The following is a 15,740-nucleotide window of genomic DNA, read 5'->3' as shown; positions in this document are numbered from 1 at the left end:
TGTTATTCCTAGTTTTGCGTGTCTTTGTGATTCTCAGTCTCTTGTTCTCGAGCATCAATCTGATGTTGACGATAATTCTCGATTGCATTTTTGCTCGCTTTTTGAGATACATAGATACCTAAAATTGCAATTAAGGTAACTATCGCTATTCCCCAAGCGTATTTGCGTTTGTCTTGTTTTACTAACCAATACATCACAAAAACATAAGGGACTGCAAATAAAATGTAGAAAATAATACTCGGGCCTACCATAACTAACTCAATATGTTGAATTGCAAAAGTACAGTATTTGAAAAGAGAAGGCAAATCGAATCAATTATTCTGTTTATTTTGTTTTCAAGATTTCAATAATTATATGGTCTTATTGCCAGTTTTTTTGTCATTAAGGGCATAAATGGTATTTTGTCAAAAAAAATATGTTTTTTTTGCATAAAAGAGAAAAATAATTCTTTACTTTTGCGCTGTTAGATTTAAGAAAATATACGGATCGGTTTTAAATGTATTGTAAAAAGGGACATAATAGTATTATCGCACAGACTTTCAGTAAGTTTGTAGCTATACCTATGTTCGGATATAATACGTCAAATTGCCCAGTTTTGAGATTCCGACGACCTATTCTGCCTCGAGCTTGATTCGAGAGGCAGGTCAATTCTATTTCGAGTAAATTCATTTAGCTCAATGAATTTCTTAACCCTTGGTTATTTCTTTTAGCGCACATTAAGTGCATTAATTTTTAGGTCGACGTCTTAAGATGACAATTTCAGATTTTTTAATTATTCCCGCTACAGCAGATCATGTGAAATATGCTGTGCAGATTTGTGATGAAATGTTTGAGTCTGCAAAGGCTCGTGGTACAGGTATTGCTCGCCGCAAACCTGAGTATGTAGCGAAAAAAATGGAGGAAGGAAAAGCGGTGATCGCTTTACATCGGGATGGTACATGGGCGGGTTTTTGTTATATTGAGACCTGGGGGCATGGAGATTATGTCGCGAATTCGGGACTAATCGTTAATTCTGTGTTTCGTAAAGTGGGATTAGCTAAGGCTATTAAGAAGCGGGTATTTGAATTGTCGAGAGAGAAGTATCCAAATTCCAAGATCTTTGGCTTGACAACAGGGCTTGCTGTGATGAAGATTAATTCAGATCTAGGCTATGAGCCTGTTACTTACTCTGAACTAACACAGGATGAAGAATTTTGGAAAGGATGCCAAAGTTGTATAAATTACGACATACTGATGAGTAAGGACCGTAAAAACTGTATGTGTACGGCTATGCTATGGGATCCGGTCGAAAAGGAAAAGGAATTGAAGGAAAAGATACAACGTAAGGCAGAAGCTAAAGAACGTCTGGATCGTATCGCTAAGAAGCAGTCTTTGCTGAAACGTATCGAAGCTAAATTGTGGAGATCAACACGGAAGACTATTTCTGTTTTGTTTGCGCTAAGGAGTAGACCAGTAAAAGGATTTTAGTTCTCTCAAAAGAATACACACTCACGCCAATAAAGAATGTGCACATTGTTTAGCGGTATATATAAATGAATAAATAATTTATACGGATGAAAAAAGTAGTTCTAGCATTCAGTGGAGGTTTGGATACATCTTTTTGTTGTATCTATCTTTCTAAGGATTTAGGGATGGAAGTCCACTCTGTTGTTGTAAATACAGGTGGGTTTTCAGCAGAAGAAATAAAGAATATTGAAGCGCGTGCCTATGAGTTAGGTGTTAAATCGCATACTACTATCGATGAAACGGAAGACTATTACCGAGATACAATAAAGTACCTTATTTTTGGTAATGTATTGAAGAACGCAACGTATCCTCTGTCTGTATCCGCAGAGCGTGTGTGTCAGGCTACTGCTATTGCTAATTATGCAAAGAAGATTGGTGCAGCTTGTGTAGCACACGGATCGACAGGAGCAGGTAATGATCAGGTTCGTTTTGATATGATTTTTAATACGCTGATTCCCGGTGTTGAGATTATTACACCAATTCGGGATCTGAAATTGTCACGTGAAGCGGAGATTGAATACCTTGGTAAGCATGGTTTTCCTTATAGTGCGGAGAAAGCTAAATACTCGATCAATAAAGGATTGTGGGGTACATCGGTAGGTGGTGCTGAAACATTGACCTCTAATCAGTATTTACCAGAATCGGCTTGGCCTACTGCTGTGACCTCTACAGAACCACAGACAATAACGGTTGATTTTGAAAAAGGAGAGCCTGTCGCATTGAATGGCAATAAAATCGGTGCGGTAGCCGTAATCCAACGACTACAGGATTTAGCACAACCCTATGGAATAGGACGTGATATACATGTTGGTGATACGATTATTGGAATTAAAGGACGTGTAGGCTTTGAGGCTGCGGCGCCGTTGATTTTGGTTAAAGCACACCATACGTTGGAAAAGCATACATTGACGAAATGGCAATTGTCTTGGAAAGACCAAATTGCCGGTTTTTACGGCAATTGGATGCACGAAGGTCAGATGCACGACCCAGTGATGCGAGATATCGAAGCTTTTTTGGCATCCTCTCAAGAAACTGTCTCAGGAAGGGTTATTGTTGAGTTACATCCTCATAGATTTGTAATCATAGGAATTGAGTCTGCACACGATTTAATGAACAATGAATTTGGGAGCTATGGAGAGATGAATGAAGGATATACTGGAGATGATGTGAAAGGATTCTCTAAGATATTCGGAAATCAAACTATTATTTGGCACAAAGTAAATAACAAAGGTTAGTGACTAACTGGCTGTTGGAATATACTACTGATTAAATGGATATGGGTGCCACGTATTAAACGTAGTGCCCATTTTTTATGGTTACAATATTGTATTTATGGAAAAGATTAAAGTTGGTATCGTTGGCTCTGCCGGGTATACTGGTGGTGAATTACTAAGAATTCTTGTCTATCACCCGAAAGTTGAGATTGTGTTTGCAAATAGTGCTTCAAATGCAGGGAAGAAGGTCTCAGCGGTGCATAATGATCTACTAGGTGACACAGAGATAAGTTTTACGTCCGATTTCCATTCACAGATAGATGTACTGTTTTTATGCGTAGGACATGGAGATGCGTGTAAATTTTTAGCAGCTAACACAGTGGAACCTCATGTTAAAATTATCGATTTATCACAGGATTATCGTCTTAGAGCAAATAGAGAATACAAGGATGCGCAGTTCGTTTATGGATTACCTGAATTGAATCGGGAAGCCATAAAATCTGCACATTATTTGGCTAATCCAGGTTGCTTTGCAACAAACATACAATTGGCATTATTGCCTTTGGCTGCGCGAGGAGAATTAAAAGGTCAAGTGCATGTGACGGCTACAACTGGGTCGACAGGGGCGGGGCAAAAACCAAGCCCTACATCTCATTTTTCTTGGAGAAGTGGTAACCTATCGGCTTATAAGTCTTTTGAACATCAACACCTACAGGAGATATCAGAATCATTGGATCAATTGCAAACTGGTTTTTTGGTGGACTCAGAGAACGCTTTGATGGAGCGTGCAGCGGAGCGTATTAATTTTGTACCCTTGCGGGGTGCTTTTCCAAGGGGCATTTTTTCGAGTATTTATGTAGATACAGATTTGACGGAAGATGAGGCATATCAGCTTTATGAAGGTTATTACGAGACGCATCCTTTTGCTATAGTTTCACGTGATAATATCGATTTAAAACAAGTGGTTAATACCAATAAGAGCATTATGCATATTGAAAAACATGGGGATAAATTATTGATCTTGAATGCTACGGATAATTTGTTAAAAGGTGCGTCCGGGCAAGCAGTCCAGAATATGAACTTAATGTTTGGTATAGAAGAACGTACGGGCTTAAATCTAAAGCCAATGGGTTTTTAACTAACTGTCGATTATAATATAACAAAGGGCTGTATCAAAACTATATGATACAGCCCTTTGCGCTATATAGAAAAAAACTGTTTATTTTTCGTTTTCTTCGCTTATGTCTGAAGAGACAGAGCTGTCTCCAGAACTTCTTCCCTTAACAACAATTTCTTTCTTGTCATCATCCAAATCAACCATGATTACATCGTTGGCTTTTAGTTCTCCTTTTAAGATTTCTTCAGCAATTGGATCTTCAAGGTATTTTTGAATAGCTCTTTTCAACGGACGCGCTCCAAAGTTGGTGTCATATCCTTTCTCAGCGATAAACTCTTTTGCTTTGTCTGTCAACTCAATGGAATGCCCCAATGCTTCAATTCGTCCAAATAAAGATACTAATTCAATATCTATGATTTTGAAGATGTTTTCTTTTGTCAATGAATTGAAAACAATCACATCATCTATACGGTTCAAGAATTCTGGTGCAAAAGCGCGTTTCAGAGCCGTTTCAATAACCCCTCTAGAGTGTGAGTCAGCTTGAGTTTCTTTGGCGGAAGTTGTAAAACCTACACCTTGTCCAAATTCTTTTAACTGACGTACTCCGATGTTGGAAGTCATAATAATTATCGTATTTCTAAAATCAACTTTACGACCAAGACTATCTGTCAACTGACCTTCGTCCAGTACCTGAAGTAGTAGGTTGAAAACATCAGGGTGCGCTTTTTCAATTTCATCCAGTAATACTACGGAGTAAGGTTTACGACGTACTTTCTCTGTTAATTGCCCCCCTTCTTCATAGCCCACATATCCTGGAGGCGCTCCTACTAATCGAGATATGGCAAATTTTTCCATGTATTCGCTCATGTCAACTTGAATCAGTGAATCTTCGGAGTCAAACATGAAACGAGCCAATTCTTTAGCGAGCTCCGTCTTACCAACTCCGGTGGGGCCTAAGAAGATGAATGAACCGATAGGTTTTCTTGGGTCTTTTAATCCTGCACGAGTCCGTTGTATGGCCTTTACCAGTTTTTGCACAGCATCGTCCTGACCAATAATCCGTCCTTTCATGGAGTCTCCCATGTTCAGTAACTTCTGACTGTCGGTCTGGCTAACGCGTTGGACAGGTATACCGGTCATCATAGAAACGACTTCAGCGACATTGTCTTCAGTGACCGTGTAGCGTTTACTCTTTGTCTCTGTTTCCCAAGCTGCCTTTTCTTTCTCTAGTTCTTCAAGGAGTTTTTTCTCTGTATCTCTAAGCTTAGCTGCTTCTTCGTATTTTTGAGAACGAACAACTTTGTTTTTTTCTACTTTGACCTCTTCTATTTTTTCTTCAATGTCGATGATTGACTGAGGCACATGTATGTTGGTAAGATGTACTCTTGAACCAGCCTCATCCAACGCGTCAATAGCTTTGTCTGGTAGAAAACGGTCTGTAATGTAACGTGTGGTTAACGTGACACAGGCTTCAATTGCTTCTGGCGTGTAGTTGACATTATGATGTTCTTCATATTTGTCTTTAATACGATTTAGAATTTCTATCGTTTCATCGTGTGAAGCCGGCTCGATCATTACTTTTTGGAAGCGACGATCTAAGGCTCCATCTTTTTCGATAAATTGTCTATACTCATCCAACGTGGTGGCTCCAATACATTGAATCTCTCCACGCGCTAGTGCTGGTTTGAACATGTTGGATGCGTCTAGTGAACCAGAAGCACCACCTGCACCTACAATCGTATGTATTTCGTCGATGAAAAGAATCACATCAGGAGACTTTTCAAGTTCGTTCATAACGGCTTTCATACGCTCTTCAAACTGGCCTCTGTATTTAGTACCAGCAACAAGAGACGCTAAGTCTAAAGTGACCACTCGTTTGTTGAATAATACACGTGAAACTTTGCGTTGCACAATGCGTAATGCTAATCCTTCGGCAATAGCAGATTTACCAACTCCAGGTTCTCCTATTAAGATTGGGTTGTTTTTCTTGCGACGTGATAGAATCTGAGAAACACGTTCGATTTCTTTTTCACGGCCTACTATAGGATCTAGTTTTCCTTCTTCAGCAGCGCGTGTCAAATCACGGCCAAAATTATCTAGAACTGGTGTCTTTGATTTGATATCAGAAACCTTTTTCGGAGCAGAAAAATTATCTTCTTCTGCATAGTCGTCGTCTGGTGTAGACGAACCCGATGCTTCATCCGTAATCGTAGCTTTATTTTGTTCTACTTCGTTCTTGAATAAATCATACGTCACATTATACTGTTGTAAGATCTGTGAGGCAATATTGTCTTCATCACGTAGGATAGCTAACAGTAGGTGCTCCGTACCAATAATGTCACTTTTGAAGATTTTGGCTTCTAAATAGGTTATTTTCAAAACTTTTTCAGCTTGTTTTGTCAGAGGGACAGATCCTACCGGTGCCCTGGATACCGATGAGCCTTTTACTGCATCCTCAATAGACTGTCGAATTGAACCAGTGTCTACTAATAGATTTCTAAGGATTTTTATCGCCACCCCATCACCTTCTCGAATAAGCCCAAGTAAGAGATGTTCGGTGCCTATATAATCGTGGCGGAGACGTAGCGCCTCTTCGCGACTATAAGAGATCACATCTTTGACTCTTGGTGAGAATTTTGCTTCCATGTAATTACCTTTCTTTCTTTTATTAAACTAAGTTAGAACTTTATAAATGTATGAAATAAATGTAAATCCTAACTTATATTTCTCTATAAATTATCAACAATCAAGCCACATGATAATATCGTCAAAATGGCAGTTTTTTTTCTTTTATAGAACGTGTCCCCAGGGGGCTTGGCTACAGTGTTTCACAATTAAGGGTGAATTTGGTATCTTTGGGCAATACAAGGAATAATATAAAAGTTTAGGTTCAAAAATATATGTCTGACGAGAAAGTAATTTTTTCAATGGCGGGAGTAAATAAAATTTACCCCCCACAAAAGCAGGTTCTAAAAAATATTTATCTATCATTTTTCTACGGTGCCAAGATTGGTGTAATCGGTCTGAATGGTTCAGGAAAGTCCTCTCTCTTAAAAATTATCGCTGGATTAGATAAGTCCTATCAAGGAGAAGTTGTCTTCTCTCCGGGCTATTCTGTAGGATATCTAGCTCAGGAGCCTGAGTTGGATCTTAATAAAACAGTTAAGGAAATTGTTGAAGAGGGTGTAGCGGAGACAACAGCTATTCTGAAAGAGTACGAAGATATCAACGAACGTTTTGGATTGCCAGAAGTTTATGAGAATCCGGATGAGATGGATAAGCTTCTCGCTAGGCAAGGAGAATTGCAAGATAAAATCGATGCAACAAACGCATGGGAACTAGATTCTAAATTGGAAAGAGCAATGGATGCTCTTCGTTGTCCAGAGCCTGATGCGATCATTGCCAATTTGTCAGGAGGGGAGCGTCGTAGGGTTGCACTTTGTCGGTTGTTGTTGCAAGAGCCTGATGTGTTATTGCTGGATGAGCCTACCAACCACTTGGATGCAGAATCTATTGATTGGTTGGAGCAGCATCTACAACATTATAAAGGAACGGTTATCGCTGTTACCCACGATAGGTATTTCTTAGATAATGTGGCTGGTTGGATTTTGGAACTGGATCGGGGCGAAGGGATTCCTTGGAAAGGGAACTATTCTTCGTGGCTTGATCAAAAAGCAAAACGTCTTTCACAAGAGGAAAAGCAGGAGACAAAGCGTCAGAAGACTTTGGAACGTGAATTGGAGTGGGTACGTATGGCTCCAAAAGCGAGGCATGCCAAATCTAAGGCTCGTCTACATAACTACGATAAATTGGCTTCGGAAGAAACCAAAGAAAGAGAAGAGAAGTTGGAGTTATTCATCCCACCGGGACCACGTCTTGGAAATGTTGTCATCGAAGCTGATAATATTTCTAAAGCTTATGGCGACCGGATTTTGTTTGAAAACTTGAGCTTTTCATTGCCTCCAGCGGGGATTGTTGGAATTATCGGGCCCAATGGGGCTGGTAAAACAACATTGTTTCGTCTGATTACTGGCCAGGAAGAACCGGATACAGGTACTTTTAAAGTCGGAGAAACCGTGGTATTAGGATATGTAGATCAGTTGCATAATGATTTGGATCCCGAAAAATCCGTATGGGAAAACATAACTGAAGGGAACGATAATATTATGTTGGGCAATCGTGCGACCAATTCGAGAGCATATGTTTCAAAGTTTAATTTTAATGGAGCGGATCAGCAAAAGAAAGTAGGGGTGTTGTCTGGAGGAGAGCGAAATCGGGTACATCTTGCTATTACATTGAAAAAGGCATCTAATGTATTGTTACTGGATGAGCCTACAAATGATATCGACGTTAATACGTTAAGAGCTTTAGAGGAAGGCTTGGAGAATTTTGGAGGTTGTGCAGTGGTGATTTCTCACGATAGATGGTTCTTGGATAGAATTTGTACTCATATTTTGGCTTTTGAAGGGGATTCGCAGGTGTATTTCTATGAAGGGAATTATTCTGAATATGAGGAAAACCGTAAAAAGCGTCTAGGAGATGTTGCCCCTAAGCGTATCAAATACAAAAAATTGGTAAAGTAATATGAGTTTAGAGTCCGCAAGGTTATTAGAGGCAATAATAGCTACGGCGATAGATGGAATCATAACTATCGATAGTAAGGGATTGGTGGAATCTATTAATCCTGCAGCTCTGACGCTGTTTGGCTATGATGCAGAAGAGGTGATAGGGAATAATATTTCTATGCTAATGCCTGAACCTGACCAAAGCCGGCATGATAGCTATATCTCGAATTACAAAGAAACGGGAAGGAAGAAGATTATCGGTGTAGGAAGAGAGGTAAGAGGAAAGAAAAAAGATGGAACGACATTTCCTTTCCGACTAGCAGTAAGTGAGGTTTTTTATAAGGACAAGAGTATTTTTACAGGCTTTGTCCATGATTTGACGAAAGAAAAAAAGGCCGAAGATGAGCTTTTGAAGCATACATTGGAGTTAGAAGAAGTGGTTCGACATAGGACAAAGGATTTGATATCCCTAGTCTCGGAACTGGAAAAGGCTAAAGCAGACGTGAGTAACTCTCTTGAAAAAGAAAAGGAGCTCAATCAATTGAAGTCGCGTTTTGTGTCGATGGCTTCCCATGAATTTAGAACTCCTTTGAGCTCTGTTCAGCTTTCAGCCTCTTTGATTGATAAGTATATCGAAAGGCCTGATTTTGAAGCGGTGATGAAACATACGAATAGAATCAAAGGTTCTGTTCAATTGCTTAATAATATTCTCAATGATTTCCTTTCTTTAGAAAAACTGGAGGCAGGAGTCGTTGTCGTTAATAAGCAACATATAAATCTCGTACACCTAGGCGAAGAGATTTCAGGAGAGATGCAGCTAATCTGTAAGAAAAATCAGCATATTGTCTATCAACATACGGGAGCTCAGGCTGACTTTTACCTAGATGCGCATTTGTTGAAGAATAGTATTATAAATTTGGTTTCTAATGCGATCAAGTATTCTGGAGAAGATACATTCATTGAATTCTCTACAGAAATTACAGATGAATTCTGTACGATCGTAGTTAAAGATAATGGGATAGGTATACCGGTAGAGGATCAGAAGAATCTTTTTGAACCCTTTTTTAGGGCGCATAATACTGGGAGTATTCCCGGTACGGGCTTGGGACTCAATATCGTAAGAAGATATGTGAGTCTTATGGATGGGAAGTTGGAGTATTGGTCTGCAATTAATCAGGGAGCTTTATTCCGGATGGTATTCAGCCGCTAGGCAAAAAAAGTAAAACATAAATGAAGAAACGGACCATTTTAATTATCGAGGATAATTTAGAAATCAGAGAGGGAAGTGCTGAGATATTGGAGTTGACTGGCGAGTATGAAATTATTACAGCAGAAAATGGGTTGATTGGTGTTGAACTTGCGACCAAGCATCACCCAGATCTGATTCTGTGCGATATCATGATGCCTGAATTAGATGGATATGGAGTCCTGTATATGCTAGGTAAGCAAGAGAGTACGATGCATATTCCTTTTATTTTTATAACAGCAAAGTCAGAGCGCGTGGATATGCGTAAAGCGATGGAGATGGGAGCTGATGATTACATCGTCAAACCGTTTGACGATATCGAGCTGTTAAACGCTATTGAGAGTAGGTTAAAGAAAAAAGATAGTTTGGATCTCGCTGCTGGCAACGGTCGTTTCTTGAAATTGGAAGAAGAGGAGCAGAATTACCTGTTAGAAAATTTGGTCAAGGAGGCGCGTGTCAAAAAATTCAAGAAGAAGCAGCTGATTTATGGAACAGATGACTCGCCTCTCTTTATATATTATGTGGTGAAAGGTAAGGTAAGAAGTTTCCTTAATTATCAGGATGGGAGAGAGCTGTCAACCGATATCCATGGAGACGGGCACTTTTTTGGATATGAGTCAATCCTTATGAATGAAAACTATACCGAAAGTACAGCGTCGCTGGAGGATTCTGAGATAGCTATGATAAGTAGAGATGTTTTCTTCGAACTGATTTATAGAAAACCAGGTATTGCGAGTAAATTTATCAGGATGTTGTCTGGAAATATTAAAGAGAAGGAAGAACAGATGTTAGGTTTTGCTTATGACACTGTACGGAAGAGAGTCGCTAGTGCATTGATTCAGATTGCTCAGAAAAGTTGGGAAAACAAAGATGATGACGAAGTCTTAATTCGTATTTCGAGAGAGGATTTGGCAGCATTTGCTGGGACGGCAAATGAAACTATAAGCCGTATTCTAGCTGAGTTTAAAGAAGAAGGGATAATTATAAAGGAAAAAACGGCAATACGAATACTATCGATAAAGGAACTAAAAAAGATAAAACAGTAACAGCGGCTATTAGAACAGATAGCCGCTGTTCTTTTTTAGAATAAGTGATAAGAATCATTTTTTTGTTTGACGGTTTGCATTCGTAATGTGCAGAACTACTGTTAGATTTGAATTATTGTACCATAATGAATCAATGGAAGTTATTGCATATATGAGGGTCGTCGCATATAACATAGAAGAATTCGAGAAAGAGTTACTTGCCAAAGCGAATGCTAAGGTGCATGATCTGACTTTAATTTCAAATGGGCTCAACTTTAATACGATTCATTATACAGAAGGTAAGGATGTGATTATCATCTCTGGACGGGATCTTTTAGACAAACAGATGCTCGAAGCGCTTTGGGAAATCGGAGTAAAAAAAATAATAACCCGTTCGACTAGTCTTGAGCATATCGACATGCAGTATGCTTCTGTTCTAAAAATGCATGTTGCCAATACCCCTGCTGCTGATCAATCTCCGGAAAGTATTGCTATACAGACTATTTCCAACCTTAACAACTGGGGGAATAAAAGATGCTTAGGGGAGTCTTGCCATTGTTCTTTCGAATGCGATAAACATACACACACTAAATAATAACACAACTATGGGAGCGGATATGAATTTACTGATATCAAAATATAATGTGGCGGCACCTCGTTATACGAGTTATCCTACTGTCCCGTTTTGGCAGAATGAAGAGTTTACTCGTGAAGATTGGAGCGTTAGCGTTAAGAATCGTTACGAGAACTCGAAAGGTAAAGGGATTAGTCTCTATATTCATCTACCTTACTGCGAAAGTTTGTGTACTTATTGTGGCTGTAATACGCGAATTACTAAAAACCATGCAGTAGAGGATCCTTATATTACTTCTTTATTGGCCGAATGGAAAATGTATAAAGTATTATTGGGTAAGGAATCAGTAAAAGTAAGTGAAATACATCTCGGCGGTGGAACACCAACATTCTTTACGCCACATAATTTGAAGCGCTTGATTGAAGGGATTTTGGACGGGAATGAAAAGAGTGAAGATGCTTCATTTTCATTTGAAGCGCATCCGGCCAATACTACAGAAGCTCATTTAAAGACATTGTATGATTTGGGCTTTCGGAGGCTCAGTCTTGGTATACAGGATTTTGATGAAAAGGTCCAAGCGATTATTAATAGACATCAAACTATAGAAGAGGTTACTTATGTGATGGAACGCGCACGGTCTATTGGCTATGACTCTATTAATTTTGATCTTATTTATGGTTTGCCACTACAGACTATGGAGTCTGTTCGTGAGACAATAGCGTTGTCTCTGGAGATGTCCCCAGATCGAATTTCGTTCTATAGTTATGCTCACGTTCCATGGATTAAACCAGGGCAACGAAAGTTTACGGAACATGACCTTCCTGAGGGAGAGCAAAAACTGGGATTATATAAGATGGGTAAGGCGATGATACAGGAGGCTGGATATGAAGATGTAGGTATGGATCATTTTGCAAAGGTGGATGATGCTTTATTTTTAGCAGCACAAGACGGAACATTGCATCGGAATTTTATGGGATATGCTGATCGATATACACCGTTGATGATCGGATTGGGCGTTTCATCGATCAGTGATTCATGGACTGCTTTTGCACAGAATGTAAAAACGGTAGAGGAATACCACGCATGTATCAATGCAGGTGAGCTTCCCGTTTTTAAAGGTCATCTGCTAGATGAGGAAGATCTTGTGGTGAGAGTTTATATTTTGGACATGATGTGTAGAGGACGTGTAGTATTAAAGGGAAACAAAATAGATCGTAAGATTAAAGGGAGATTGGTACCTTTAATGGACGATAACTTGGTACAGATTGATGGAGACGAGGTGCGTATCACGGATATTGGAAGATCCTTTTTAAGAAATGTATGTATGGCCTTTGACGAAAGGTTGCAAAAGACAAAAGAAAGAGATAATTTGTTTAGTCAAGCGATTTAATATTATATGGCAGAGCATAGCAGTTTGATTACTAAAACGAAGTGTTACCATTGTGGGGATGCTGTTGAGCAAACTCCCTATGTGTTGAATGATCACCAATTTTGTTGTCTAGGCTGTCAGACCGTTTATCAAATTTTAAATGAAAACGATCTGCAGAGCTATTACCGATATAATAGTCATCCCGGGAAATCCCAGCAAGCACAAAAGGAGGATTTAAGTTATCTAGAGGAGCCTAATATCGTTGCCAAATTAGTTGATTATCAAGATGAAGAGATAGCGGTTATCACTTTTTATGTTCCTGCAATCCACTGTAGTTCCTGTATTTGGTTATTGGAAAACCTGTTTAAATTGAATCCGTATGTAAAGTCTTCTAAGGTTGATTTTATGAAACGGCAAGCTAGTATCACCTTTAGTAAAGATGGACTTTCTTTAAAAGAACTGGTACAGTTGCTTCATAATATAGGATATGATCCAAAGATCACATTACAGGACGTTATAAAGGAAGGAAAGAAAAAAAATCAGAATGGATTGATCAGTAAAATCACTGTTGCCGGTTTTTGTTTTGGCAATTCTATGATGATTAGTTTTCCAGAGTATTTTGGGATGGCTGAATTTGAACGGGAATATTCCGCTTTTTTCGGCTATATGAACCTAGCTTTTGGTTTGCCCGTTTTATTATATAGTGCTTCCGATTACTTTCGTTCGGCTTGGTATAGTCTTAAGCAGAGAAGACTAAATTTAGATGTTCCCTTAGCGCTGGGAATTTTCGTTTTATTTTTCCGGTCGGCTCTTGAGATTCTAACACAGAGTGGGGCTGGTTTTATAGATACATTATGTAGCCTTGTATTTTTTATTTTAATAGGGAAATGGGTGCAGGAAAGAACATACTATCATATTTCCTTTGAAAGGGATTATAGATCTTACTTTCCCGTAGCAGTCACCGTTTTGAAGGAAGAAAATGAAAAGCCGACTCCTATTGCCGATTTAAAAGTAGGAAATCGTATTCTGGTTCGTAATAATGAGATTATTCCTGCAGATGCGATGTTGCTCAAGGGAGAAGCATTAGTCGATTTTAGTTTCGTGACAGGAGAAAGTAAACCTATGAAGAAGATTTTGGGAGAAGTTGTGTATGCAGGTGGAAGGCAAACAGGGGGGGCTATTGAGCTGGAGGTTGTAAAGGCTGTGTCACAAAGTTATCTCACAAAACTGTGGAATAATGAAAGCCTCAAATCCTATGAGCGAAAATTTGAAACTTTTGTAGGGGTAATTAGTAAATATTTTACAGTAGCGTTAGTTTCTATTGCATTGCTTGCAGCGGTATTTTGGATATTAGGAAATGCACATGACAGGGCGTGGGCGGCATTTACGGCAGTACTTATCATAGCGTGTCCTTGTGCTTTGGCATTGAGTTCGCCCTTTACATTAAGCGCTGCTCTTAGTATTTTCGATCGGAATAAAATGTACATTAAAAATACCTCAGCAATAGAGCAGATGGCAGCTATAGATACTGTGGTTTTTGATAAGACAGGTACGATCTCGTCTCCTAGTGCTTCTACGATGTGTTTTGCAGGGAATTTGTGTAAATTGGAACGGGACTTACTATACTCTGTGTGTAGGAATTCGAATCATCCATTAAGCCGAGAGATTATAAAATGGTTAGGACCTTGTAATATTTTGCCGATTAACGAGTATGAGGAGTTTGTAGGGAAGGGGCAGTCCGCTTCTTATTTGGATTATCGTATTATGGTAGGGAGTGCTTTGTTTACAAATGTAAAGTATTCCGAAGTTGAAGGATCAGTGGTATATGTTGTAGTCAATGAGGCTGTAAAAGGAGTTTTTACATTGGAACAGTCTTGGAGAGAAGGGTTGAATGAGGTTATTGGTGTATTAAAGAAGAGTTACGAACTACATCTTATATCTGGAGATAATGAACGTCGAGCAGAAGCTTTACGTTTGATCTTCCCTACCAATGCGACACTATTGTTTAATCAAACGCCTAATGATAAGTTGTTGAAAATAGATAGCTGGCAAAAAGAGGGTAAGAATGTCTGTATGTTAGGGGACGGTTTGAATGATGCCGGAGCTCTGCGCAAAGCGGACTTGGGTATTGCTGTTTCGGATGATATCAATAACTTTTCACCGGGCTGTGACGCTATTTTGGATGGCGTGTCTTTTGAAAAATTGCCTGACTTTTTTGCTTTTAGTAAAGATGCGGTTAAGGTTATTAAAATGAGTTTTGTAATTTCGTTGTTGTATAATGTGATAGGGATAAGTTTTGCTGTCCAGGGAACAATGTCTCCTTTGTTTGCTGCAATCTTGATGCCCATTAGTACTGTAACTATTATTTCCTTTACAAGCTTAATGACAAGATGGTATGGAAAGAAGAGAAGTCTTATTTAATAATATATAAGTATGTCTATTATTTTTTTCTTAATCGGGTGTAGCATTTTTATAGCACTTATTTTCTTAGGAGCTTTCTTTTGGGCAAATAGAACGGGACAAAATGAGGATACTTATACTCCATCTGTACGTATTCTTTTCGATGACGAAGTGAAAGCCGACGTCAAGACACCAGAAAAAAAATAAGTCTTTTCTTTTTCCTCATTTTTTATTGATGGTTCGCTGAGGTTATCCTCTGCATTGCTTCTTTACAGCTTCGTCTCTGTTTTAAATTTTCTAGGGGTTATCTAGAGATATAATAGAGGTATACCACTATAAAGGCTCTGTTATGCCTTGCTTAAATCCGTCGTAATCCAGACTGATTATAGAATGATTTTACCTTTTGTGCAATCCATGGTACCTGTTTGTTTTCTTTTTTCAATTTTATCGTTCAATGTTCCAGTGTTTTATGTTTTATTCGATAAAATAGTTTGTGATATGTCTTTGAAATGTGGTCTTAAAGTCCCTATCTTTGCACCACTCCGCGAGGGAGGGACGGTTCTTCAGAACGATGACATAAGGTAGAAAGAGGATTTTTTTTGGTTTTATCCGATAAATCTTATCCTCCCGCAATCTTCTCCGAAAATATTTTAAAATAAAATTTGGAGGTTTAAAAAAGATTCCTACCTTTGCAGTCCCAACGGAAACGAAGGGCGATCGCCGC

13 protein-coding genes are annotated in these 15,740 nt (G+C 38.9%); 10 read left to right on the top strand and 3 right to left on the bottom strand.

Annotation, left to right across the window (positions count from 1 at the left end):
- Positions 1 to 8 precede the first annotated feature (8 nt).
- Entirely contained in the window at positions 9 to 194 is a 186-nt protein-coding gene (locus CLV99_RS00680; protein WP_246032670.1) for a hypothetical protein, read from the bottom strand.
- Positions 195 to 750: 556 nt separating this feature from the next.
- Here CLV99_RS00680 and CLV99_RS00675 point away from each other — a divergent pair.
- The 3 genes from CLV99_RS00675 to argC all read left to right on the top strand — a co-directional run bounded on the left by CLV99_RS00675 (position 751) and on the right by argC (position 3,858).
- Positions 751 to 1,467: a GNAT family N-acetyltransferase gene (locus CLV99_RS00675; RefSeq protein WP_133582565.1), complete on the top strand. Its 717-nt coding sequence runs from the start codon at positions 751 to 753 to the stop codon at positions 1,465 to 1,467.
- 86 nt (positions 1,468 to 1,553) lie between these two features.
- Positions 1,554 to 2,741, top strand: a complete 1,188-nt coding sequence (gene argG / locus CLV99_RS00670) for an argininosuccinate synthase (protein ID WP_133582564.1) — start codon at positions 1,554 to 1,556, stop codon at positions 2,739 to 2,741.
- 97 nt (positions 2,742 to 2,838) lie between these two features.
- Positions 2,839 to 3,858, top strand: coding sequence for an N-acetyl-gamma-glutamyl-phosphate reductase (gene argC, locus CLV99_RS00665; protein ID WP_133582563.1), 1,020 nt, complete (start codon positions 2,839 to 2,841; stop codon positions 3,856 to 3,858).
- A gap of 81 nt (positions 3,859 to 3,939) precedes the next feature.
- Here argC and CLV99_RS00660 read toward each other — a convergent pair whose 3' ends face one another.
- The gene (locus tag CLV99_RS00660) at positions 3,940 to 6,483 is read right to left on the bottom strand and encodes an ATP-dependent Clp protease ATP-binding subunit (protein WP_133582562.1); all 2,544 of its coding nucleotides are present in this window, start codon (positions 6,481 to 6,483) and stop codon (positions 3,940 to 3,942) included.
- 254 nt (positions 6,484 to 6,737) lie between these two features.
- Between CLV99_RS00660 and ettA the strand changes: the two genes are divergently transcribed.
- The 7 genes from ettA to ccoS all read left to right on the top strand — a co-directional run bounded on the left by ettA (position 6,738) and on the right by ccoS (position 15,223).
- Complete coding sequence (gene ettA / locus CLV99_RS00655) at positions 6,738 to 8,420, top strand: energy-dependent translational throttle protein EttA (protein ID WP_133582561.1); 1,683 nt, start codon at positions 6,738 to 6,740, stop codon at positions 8,418 to 8,420.
- Between the two features lies 1 nt (position 8,421).
- A complete protein-coding gene (locus CLV99_RS00650) occupies positions 8,422 to 9,612 on the top strand; it encodes a PAS domain-containing sensor histidine kinase (RefSeq protein WP_133582560.1) in 1,191 nt (396 codons plus the stop codon).
- A 20-nt stretch (positions 9,613 to 9,632) separates the two neighbouring features.
- Positions 9,633 to 10,694 (top strand): response regulator, encoded by a 1,062-nt coding sequence (locus CLV99_RS00645; RefSeq protein WP_133582559.1) that lies wholly within the window; start codon positions 9,633 to 9,635, stop codon positions 10,692 to 10,694.
- A gap of 133 nt (positions 10,695 to 10,827) precedes the next feature.
- Positions 10,828 to 11,268 carry a Rossmann-fold NAD(P)-binding domain-containing protein gene (locus CLV99_RS00640; RefSeq protein WP_246032669.1) on the top strand — a complete coding sequence of 147 codons (441 nt, stop codon included), beginning with the start codon at positions 10,828 to 10,830 and terminating at the stop codon, positions 11,266 to 11,268.
- A gap of 22 nt (positions 11,269 to 11,290) precedes the next feature.
- On the top strand, positions 11,291 to 12,637 hold the full coding sequence (gene hemN / locus CLV99_RS00635) for an oxygen-independent coproporphyrinogen III oxidase (RefSeq protein ID WP_133582558.1): 1,347 nt from the start codon (positions 11,291 to 11,293) through the stop codon (positions 12,635 to 12,637).
- A gap of 6 nt (positions 12,638 to 12,643) precedes the next feature.
- Positions 12,644 to 15,037 carry a heavy metal translocating P-type ATPase gene (locus tag CLV99_RS00630; RefSeq protein WP_133582557.1) on the top strand — a complete coding sequence of 798 codons (2,394 nt, stop codon included), beginning with the start codon at positions 12,644 to 12,646 and terminating at the stop codon, positions 15,035 to 15,037.
- 12 nt (positions 15,038 to 15,049) lie between these two features.
- Positions 15,050 to 15,223, top strand: a complete 174-nt coding sequence (gene ccoS / locus CLV99_RS00625) for a cbb3-type cytochrome oxidase assembly protein CcoS (protein ID WP_133582556.1) — start codon at positions 15,050 to 15,052, stop codon at positions 15,221 to 15,223.
- 267 nt (positions 15,224 to 15,490) lie between these two features.
- Here the strand turns inward: ccoS and CLV99_RS23280 are convergent.
- Positions 15,491 to 15,740 (bottom strand): hypothetical protein (locus CLV99_RS23280; protein WP_211348374.1); only part of this gene is annotated, 250 nt, incomplete at its 5' end.

The sequence above is a fragment of the Sphingobacterium yanglingense genome (assembly GCF_004363245.1).
GTDB classification, from domain to species: domain Bacteria; phylum Bacteroidota; class Bacteroidia; order Sphingobacteriales; family Sphingobacteriaceae; genus Sphingobacterium; species Sphingobacterium yanglingense.
The sequence above is the reverse complement of the archived record's forward strand: the minus strand, read 5'-3'. Positions and strand labels throughout refer to the sequence as shown.

Excerpts from the sequence above, each read along its gene's own strand:
- CLV99_RS00680 (WP_246032670.1), bottom strand. The coding sequence starts at position 194 with ATGTATTGGTTAGTAAAACAAGACAAACGCAAATACGCTTGGGGAATA.
- CLV99_RS00675 (WP_133582565.1), top strand. The coding sequence starts at position 751 with ATGACAATTTCAGATTTTTTAATTATTCCCGCTACAGCAGATCATGTG.
- argG (WP_133582564.1), top strand. The coding sequence starts at position 1,554 with ATGAAAAAAGTAGTTCTAGCATTCAGTGGAGGTTTGGATACATCTTTT.
- argC (WP_133582563.1), top strand. The coding sequence starts at position 2,839 with ATGGAAAAGATTAAAGTTGGTATCGTTGGCTCTGCCGGGTATACTGGT.
- CLV99_RS00660 (WP_133582562.1), bottom strand. The coding sequence starts at position 6,483 with ATGGAAGCAAAATTCTCACCAAGAGTCAAAGATGTGATCTCTTATAGT.
- ettA (WP_133582561.1), top strand. The coding sequence starts at position 6,738 with ATGTCTGACGAGAAAGTAATTTTTTCAATGGCGGGAGTAAATAAAATT.
- CLV99_RS00650 (WP_133582560.1), top strand. The coding sequence starts at position 8,422 with ATGAGTTTAGAGTCCGCAAGGTTATTAGAGGCAATAATAGCTACGGCG.
- CLV99_RS00645 (WP_133582559.1), top strand. The coding sequence starts at position 9,633 with ATGAAGAAACGGACCATTTTAATTATCGAGGATAATTTAGAAATCAGA.
- CLV99_RS00640 (WP_246032669.1), top strand. The coding sequence starts at position 10,828 with ATGGAAGTTATTGCATATATGAGGGTCGTCGCATATAACATAGAAGAA.
- hemN (WP_133582558.1), top strand. The coding sequence starts at position 11,291 with ATGAATTTACTGATATCAAAATATAATGTGGCGGCACCTCGTTATACG.
- CLV99_RS00630 (WP_133582557.1), top strand. The coding sequence starts at position 12,644 with ATGGCAGAGCATAGCAGTTTGATTACTAAAACGAAGTGTTACCATTGT.
- ccoS (WP_133582556.1), top strand. The coding sequence starts at position 15,050 with ATGTCTATTATTTTTTTCTTAATCGGGTGTAGCATTTTTATAGCACTT.